The 7,027-nt window shown below is 67.3% G+C and carries 9 protein-coding genes; 6 read left to right on the forward strand and 3 right to left on the reverse strand.

Translation table 11 applies throughout. The features are described 5' to 3' along the window. Positions 1–17 precede the first annotated feature (17 nt). Positions 18–434, forward strand: a complete 417-nt coding sequence (locus JOY90_RS03170) for a MucR family transcriptional regulator (protein ID WP_291689714.1) — start codon at positions 18–20, stop codon at positions 432–434. A 27-nt stretch (positions 435–461) separates the two neighbouring features. On the opposite strand, the gene JOY90_RS03175 is transcribed toward JOY90_RS03170, so the two are convergent. Together JOY90_RS03175 and JOY90_RS03180 are read right to left on the reverse strand one after the other, a co-directional pair. Next, positions 462–887, reverse strand: a complete 426-nt coding sequence (locus tag JOY90_RS03175) for a SufE family protein (RefSeq protein ID WP_291689715.1) — start codon at positions 885–887, stop codon at positions 462–464. Positions 888–969: 82 nt separating this feature from the next. After that, positions 970–1,410 (reverse strand): DUF5330 domain-containing protein, encoded by a 441-nt coding sequence (locus tag JOY90_RS03180; protein ID WP_291689716.1) that lies wholly within the window; start codon positions 1,408–1,410, stop codon positions 970–972. A gap of 395 nt (positions 1,411–1,805) precedes the next feature. Between JOY90_RS03180 and JOY90_RS03185 the strand changes: the two genes are divergently transcribed. Genes JOY90_RS03185 through JOY90_RS03195 form a run of 3 tightly spaced genes read left to right on the forward strand, consistent with a single transcriptional unit; the run spans position 1,806 to position 4,640 of the window. Continuing rightward, positions 1,806–3,662, forward strand: a complete 1,857-nt coding sequence (locus JOY90_RS03185) for an ATP-binding protein (protein ID WP_291689717.1) — start codon at positions 1,806–1,808, stop codon at positions 3,660–3,662. After that, positions 3,655–4,260: a peptidoglycan-binding domain-containing protein gene (locus tag JOY90_RS03190; RefSeq protein ID WP_291689718.1), complete on the forward strand. Its 606-nt coding sequence runs from the start codon at positions 3,655–3,657 to the stop codon at positions 4,258–4,260. The genes JOY90_RS03185 and JOY90_RS03190 overlap by 8 nt, the downstream gene beginning before the upstream one ends. A gap of 35 nt (positions 4,261–4,295) precedes the next feature. Beyond that, positions 4,296–4,640 (forward strand): DUF1491 family protein, encoded by a 345-nt coding sequence (locus JOY90_RS03195; protein WP_291689719.1) that lies wholly within the window; start codon positions 4,296–4,298, stop codon positions 4,638–4,640. A 327-nt stretch (positions 4,641–4,967) separates the two neighbouring features. On the opposite strand, the gene JOY90_RS03200 is transcribed toward JOY90_RS03195, so the two are convergent. Further along, complete coding sequence (locus tag JOY90_RS03200; RefSeq protein WP_291689720.1) at positions 4,968–5,945, reverse strand: DUF2336 domain-containing protein; 978 nt, start codon at positions 5,943–5,945, stop codon at positions 4,968–4,970. 247 nt (positions 5,946–6,192) lie between these two features. On the opposite strand from JOY90_RS03200, the gene JOY90_RS03205 reads away from it, so the two are divergent. Both JOY90_RS03205 and JOY90_RS03210 read left to right on the forward strand, forming a co-directional pair. After that, positions 6,193–6,381, forward strand: a complete 189-nt coding sequence (locus tag JOY90_RS03205; protein ID WP_291689721.1) for a hypothetical protein — start codon at positions 6,193–6,195, stop codon at positions 6,379–6,381. 13 nt (positions 6,382–6,394) lie between these two features. Beyond that, positions 6,395–7,027 (forward strand): hypothetical protein (locus tag JOY90_RS03210; protein ID WP_291689722.1); only part of this gene is annotated, 633 nt, incomplete at its 3' end.

The following is a 7,027-nucleotide window of genomic DNA, read 5'->3' on the forward strand; positions in this document are numbered from 1 at the left end:
CACGAAGGACAGGCTCCATGAACGACAATTCGTCGGGTGGGAATTACATCGAGCTCACGGCCGGGATCGTCTCCGCCTATGTCAGCAACAACGCGGTCGCGTCGACCGATATTCCGGGGCTGATCAACCAGGTGCATGCGGCGCTGCTTCGGGTGTCGAGCGGCCGCACCGAGGCGCCGAGCGAGCCGGCCAAGCCCGCCGTATCCGTGAAGAAGTCGGTCCATCCCGACTATCTGGTGTGCCTGGAGGACGGCAAGCGCTTCAAGTCGCTGAAGCGCCATCTGCGCACGCAGTACAACATGACGCCGGAGCAGTACCGCGACAAATGGGGCCTGCCGGCCGACTATCCGATGGTGGCGCCGAACTACGCGGTGGCGCGCTCCCAGCTCGCCAAGAAGATGGGGCTCGGACAGCAGCGGCCGCGCAGGAAGTAACGGCGGCCCATGGGATCTACGCTCTGCCTACGGCGCCGCCGCCAGCGCCTCGCGCGCATCGTTGCGGATGCGCTCGATCATCGAGCGCAGGCCGTTGGAGCGCTGCGGGGTGAGGTGCTCGCGAAAACCGAATTCGTCGAAGATCGCCGCCGCGTCGGCGTCCAGGATCTGGCGCGGCGTGTGTCCGGAATAGAGCGTGAGCAGGATCGCGATCAGGCCGCGCACGATGTGCGCATCGCTGTCGCCGAGATAGTTCAGCACCGGCTCGTTGCCGTCGCGGTCGATGCGCTTCGACAGCCAGACCTGGCTGACGCAGCCCTGCACCTTGTTCGCGGCGGAATGCTCCTCCTCGGGCATCGGCTGCAGCGTGCGGCCGAGCTCGATGACGTACCGGTAGCGGTCGTCCCAGTCCTCCAGCAGTTCGAAATTGTCCCTGATGTCGTCGATCGTCATGGCGGCCCGCTTGTTCCTGCCCGTTATATAAGAGCAAAGCGGACCGAAAGCGAGGCGCGGGGACCCGCGGGTTCCGTGACGCCTAGGGCAGGCGCCATTCCAGCGCGAGATCCTGCGCCGTCAGCGTGTCCTGCGAGGGTATCGCCAGCGCCGGATCGGCGGAATCGGGCTCGCCGATCGAACCGGTGCGGTCGGGCGTCTTCTTCTCGGCGGGCGGTTTCCTCTCGCCGTCCGTGGCCTTCCTGTCGCCCTCGGCGGCCTTCTTCTCGGTGATGGACTGATAGATCTTGCGCGCGCCTTCCTCGGCGCGGGCGCCGATCACGGTCGCAGCCTGGCCGCCGACTTCGCAGGCCTGCGGCTGGCGCTTGCAGAACTGGCTCATGTCGGACACCGCGGCGGTCGCGGCCTGCACCGCGTCCGACACCGAGACCTGCGGCAGCTTCGCCGATTCGGGCGTCTTGTCCCGCGGCAGCAGCACGAGCACGAGGCCGAGCCAGAAGGTCAAACGAAGCAGAAAGGACATCGTGGAATCCCGGGTCGTCTCTTGCGGAGGCGACGAGTGGGTCGTCATATTCCTCGATAAAGCCTAACTTCTTGCGGCAAGCTTAATGCGGCGGCTCCTCGCCAACAAATCGATTCGAACGTCGATTCGGCAAGTAGTTCGGCGGACGGGGCTTGTTCGGACGTGGCGTGAACATATCCACGATTTCGAAACCATCATTGCGCGGTTTTGGAAACCCGCCGTTCACCATCCTCGCCGAATGCACTGCTCATATTGCGTGAAAGGCGCGCCATGACGCTATCGCCGGCAGCCACACCCACCGCCTTAGCGTTCGTTTAATTTCACTCTGACACGGTGACCTCAGTGGGGGCGTTGCGGCGCGTCCGATTTGACGGACTGGCCGAGGCGCGAGAGCCGTGACAGTGTTGAGTATTATTCGCGATTGCCTCGATGCGTTGCTGCATCCGTCGGCGCGCTACGATGCGCTGACCCGCGCGCGTCATCGCGCCTTTCTGGCGCCCCGGCTGCTCGGCAGCCTCGCCGCCTTCGCGGTGTTCCCGCTCTATCTGGCATTGCGCGGCGCGCCCAGCGCGCTCGAAGTCGCGGCCTTCGCCTGGCTGATCGCGCCGATCCTGTTGTCCTGGTTCCTGTCGCGCACCGGCCGCTACGAGGGCGCGCACGTGCTGTCGTCGCTGGCGCTGACGGGCCTGGTGATGGCGGTGTCGGTTTCGACCGGCGGCATCGACAGCTTCGCCGCGATCTGGCTCGTCGTCATCCCGCTCGAGGCGGCGCTGTCCGCCTCGCGCCGCGTGGTCGGATTTGCCTCCATGCTGGCGCTGGCCGGCGCGGCGCTGCTGATCGCGTCAGGACAATCCGGCCTCTTGCCCGCGTCCGGAATCAGTGCGGCGCTGCGCGGCACCTGCATGGCGTTCGGCGTGGCTTCGGCGACGCTCTATGCCGCGGGACTCGCATTCGGCGTCGAGACGCTGGCGCGCACCAGCGTCTCGCTGCTCTCGCTCGAGGAGGATCGCTACCGCCTCCTGGCGCGCAACATGAGCGACGTGATTTCGCGGCACCGTCGCAACGGCGCGGTGCAGTTCATCTCGCCGCAGGCCGAGGCGATGCTGGGAACGCCGACCGCGCGGCTGCTCGGGCACGGCCTGTTCGACCGTGTCCACGTCGCCGACCGTCCGGCCTATCTCACCGCGCTGTCGGAGGCGGCACGCGGCGGGCAGGCGCGCAGCGTCGAGTTCCGCCTGCGCAAGGATCCCGTTCGCCTCGGCGAGAATGCCGAGAGCGGCCCGGCCGATTTCATCTGGGTCGAGATGCGCTGCCGTCCGCTCGAGCCGATGTCGCCGGCAGTGGCCGACTCCGCGCAGGAGGTCGTCGCCGTCATGCGCGACGTCACCGACCGCAAGCTGCAGGAGCAGGAGCTCGAACTCGTGCGCTGCGCGGCCGAGCAGGCCGACGCCGCCAAGATCCGTTTCCTGGCGACCATGAGCCACGAATTGCGCACGCCGTTGAACGCGATCATCGGCTTCTCCGAGATGATCGTGCGCGAGGAGCACCTGATGCTGGATGCGGCGCGGCGCCGCGAATACGCCCAGCTCATCAACGATTCCGGCCAGCATCTGTTGTCGGTCGTCAACGGCATCCTCGACATGTCGAAGATGGAAGCCGGCAATTTCGAGATCGCGCCGGAGCCGTTCGCGCCGCGCCCCGCGGTCATCAATTGCTGCAACCTCCTGGCGCTCAAGGCGCGCGAGGGCGGCATCGACCTCGTGGTCAACGCGCCGCAGGACCTGCCCGTCATTACCGGCGACCCGCGCGCGTTCAAGCAGATCGTGCTCAATCTCGTCTCCAATGCGATCAAGTTCACCGAGCGTGGCGGCAAGGTCGCGGTCACCTCGGATGTCGAGGGCGCGCGGCTGATGCTTCGCGTCACCGATACCGGGGTCGGAATTGCCGCCGACGACCTCAAGCGGATCGGCGATCCGTTCTTCCAGGCCGGCAAGACCTATCAGCGGCGCCGGGAAGGCACCGGGCTCGGTCTCTCGATCGTGAAGAACCTGCTCGCCCTGCATGGCGGGGAACTCAAGGTGCAGAGCAGGGTTGACGAGGGAACGACCGTCACCGTGGCGCTGCCGCTCACCATCGGCAGGACAGATGCCAAGGCGGAGGTCATACATCCGTCAAACAAGATCGCGACGTTGACGCCGGCCGGCCGGCCCGTGCCGCAGGATGCAACGTTTCAGGTGAAGAAGAGTGCCTAGAAGAGCCACTCGTGAGGCTGGATCGCAGCGCCGCCGTCGCAGGGCGGCTGCCGCGGCCGAGGAGGCGAGCGAGCGCGGCCTCGTGCTGCGCGTGCTGCTGTATAGCCCGCGCGATCTGTTTGCGGGCGCGCTGGCCTTGGCTGCAGCCTGTGCCATCATCACGAATGCGGTGTTCCTGCAGTCGGGGCCGCATCCGGCGCCGATGTTCCATGCGATGCTGGCGCTGCCGCAGACGCTGATGCCGAAGCCGCGCCCGACAGAGGCGGATGTGGCGTCGATCGAGCCGAAGCCGGCCGATGCCGGCAACCCGATGAGGCCGCCGGCCACGACGTCGTCGGTGAACGGCGCGCCTTCCCAGGCCATGGCAAGGGTGCCGGCCCCGCTGCCGCCGCTGGCCCAGCTCTCCGGCACGCGCCGCGTCGCCGCCGTGCAACGCGTGCTGACCGAATATGGCTACGGCCAATTGAAGCCGACCGGCATGATCGGCCCCGACACCCAGGCCGCGATCCAGCGCTTCGAGCGCGACCGCAAATTGCCGGTGGACGGGCAGGTCAGCGATCGCCTGGTGCGCGAGCTCATCGCCGTCGTCGGGCAGTAGCGCCGGCACGAGCGCTGGTCTATACGCTCGCCTTCATGCGGATCAAATCGAGCATCTGGGTGGCGGCCTATCTGCGCCGCTGCCAGGGCGCGGGCGTGTTCGGCGCGGTGCGCCGGCGCGGCGCCGAGGAGGCGGGCGCCGTCTTCGTCAAGGTCGCGACACTGGACGGCAACGCCATGCTCTACGTGCCGGCGCCGCAGACCGTCTATGACGACAGCCGCCCGGTCGACCGCCTGTTCACACCGCTCTCTCCGCAGCCCGTCCCGGAGCAGGCGGTGGAGGAGCGCCTCGCCAAGGAGATCCGCTTCGATCCCGACGCCTGGATTGTCGAGACCGAGGACAAAGCGGGGCGGCATTTTCTCGATCTGGCGAAGGGCTGAGGCATTGAACTTTACCGGGCGTCGGTGCGATTCCGGTCAACATGACCAGAATCGTAAAGCGTCCCATGTTCGAGCAACGTGTCCTCGCGATCACCGAGGACATGATGTTCAAATGGCGGCTCCTGGTCGAAGACAGTTCGTTCGACGGGCCATACGTTCTCGCAGCCCGATCTCATCATTGCCGCGACGGCGCGGCACCATGGACTGACTGTCGTGGCTCGCGATGTCAGTGATTATCAAAAAGCGCACGCGCCCGTGTTCAATCCGTGGATCGATTTCGCGAGCGGTAGCCTCCGATCGTCGCAGTCCTGCTTCGACGTTGATGCTTTACCGCCGCGAGCCCGTGCGCGCGATGCCGGCGGAGCCGGCCTGCGCCGCGGGGCGGGGCACGCTCGTCGCCGCGGCGCGGGCGCGGTTGCGCTCGTCGTCGTAGAGCGTGGGACGATGCTTGGCGATGCGCGCCACCGCCATGGTCGAGCCGCGCCAGGCGGCGAGCATCACCAGCGCCGAGCGCTCGCTCAGGCGGTCGTAGAGCCGCGACAGCCGGTACACCGTGTGTACCGAGGTGCCGAATTCGGGCTTCAGGAACAGGAGCACGCGCTGGAACACCGGGCTCGGCATCGACAACGCCTTGGCCGCGGTGGCGAGCGGCTCGCCGCCCGGGTCGCCGACGATCTCGGCGGCGATGCGGGCAGGCAGGATCAGCGCCTCGCCGAGCTCCAGCGTGAAGCTCTCGACGTCGGCTGCGAATGCCGCCATCTCCAGGATCTCGAGCGCGCGCTCGGCGCGCGCCTCGGGGATGCGCGGCGAAGCCTTCAAAGGCGTGTCGGCGAGGCTGTGCAGGATCGCGGCCCGCTCGTTCGAGTTCGCACGGAAGAACATGTCGTAGATTTCCGCGGCATCCGCCGGCTGCATCGCGAGATTGGCCGCGAGCCGCCGCTCGGCGTCGCTTGGTGGCCTGTCCTCGACCGGCGCGGGCGGCGGGGAGGGGATCGCCTGCGCGAGCGGCAACGGCCGCTCCGATTGGTCTCCCGGCCTGAGCCCGAGCCTGCGCAGCACTTCGAGCGGGGTTTCCGGATAGATCGCAAGGCGTCCGCGCACGGCGGCCCGCGTCGCATCGTCGACCTCGTCGATCAGGCGCGAGGTCAGCTCGACGAACTGCCGCTCCTCGTCGTCGGTGTGCCTGCTCGCCTGTACGTAGAGATCGGTGAGGACGCGCAGCAGCGTGGGGCGGATGTCGACACCCTCGCGGCGCGACAGCGTCATCAACCCATCGAAGCCGGAGAACAGCGGTGATGTGGCCATGGGATACGCAAACTCTTCGGGGAACCCGGCTGCGACCCTACGCGCCCAGCTTTAACAGGGCGTTAAGGAAAACAGTCCGTGAATCCGCAGAGCTGCGGCGCTTCTGCAACGCGTGGCCGTAATAGCACGACCGGATTCGCCACGCGCGAAGACCTTAGGATGCCGTTAACCACCGGCTGATCTTAATGAATGCGTCGCTGCATCAAGCGGTCAGCCGCGACGTCAGTCGGCAATAGAGAGAACGGGCATGGGGACGATCATTCAATTTCCAGCGGATGCGCCGGCACGGCGTTCCGCCGTGGCTTGCGGCTCCGAGGTCATGGGAACGGTCCTGATCCTTCCCGTCATCCGGATCGAGCGCGATACGGATGGCTCGACCGGCAGCGCCGGGCCGCAAGAGCGCAAGGCGCCGGGTCGCCGGCGGCGTCGCCGCTAAAGGACGTCCGAAAATGCCGGACACGGCGGTTCCGATCCGGTTCACCATCGCGGCGCTGCTCGCCGCGACCGGCGTCACGCTTGGCGCCTGCAGCGGCGGCGATTTCGGCCGCACCCGCGCCGAGTTCCGCAACGACGACATGCACCGCTGGATCGGTGCGGAGGCGACGTCGAGCGTCGGCGCGAAACCCTCGCAATTCCAGCTCACCGACGGCGAGCGCGAGCTTCGCGATCTCGCCTATCCCCTGATCGAGCCGCCGCATTCACGGCCCGCCTGGAAGAGCGTGTTCGGCGACTTCCAGCCGATCGCGCCGCCCTGGCGGCAGACCGTCGCGTTCGACCGCACGGCTTACGGCCGCGCGCTGATCGACGAGCCGCATCGCTCCGATGCTTCGCGCTATTCGCAACTGATCGACGATGTGCGCGGCGACATCGCGCGCTTCGAGCCGTTCTATGCCACAGCGATCAGGGTGCTCGAGCTCGACCGCAAGCGCAACGCCAGCATGGCCTACGTCTCGGAGCTGTCGGCGCGCGAAAAGGCCGACGCGGTCGCGCGCATGCAGGAGAACGCGCTGATCGTGCAATGGGTGCAGGCCTGCCTCGAGCGCCGCGTCGCGTCCTATCGCTGGGCGCTGGAGCGCCTCGTG

This window comes from Bradyrhizobium sp. (assembly GCF_019242285.1).
Lineage (GTDB): Bacteria > Pseudomonadota > Alphaproteobacteria > Rhizobiales > Xanthobacteraceae > Bradyrhizobium.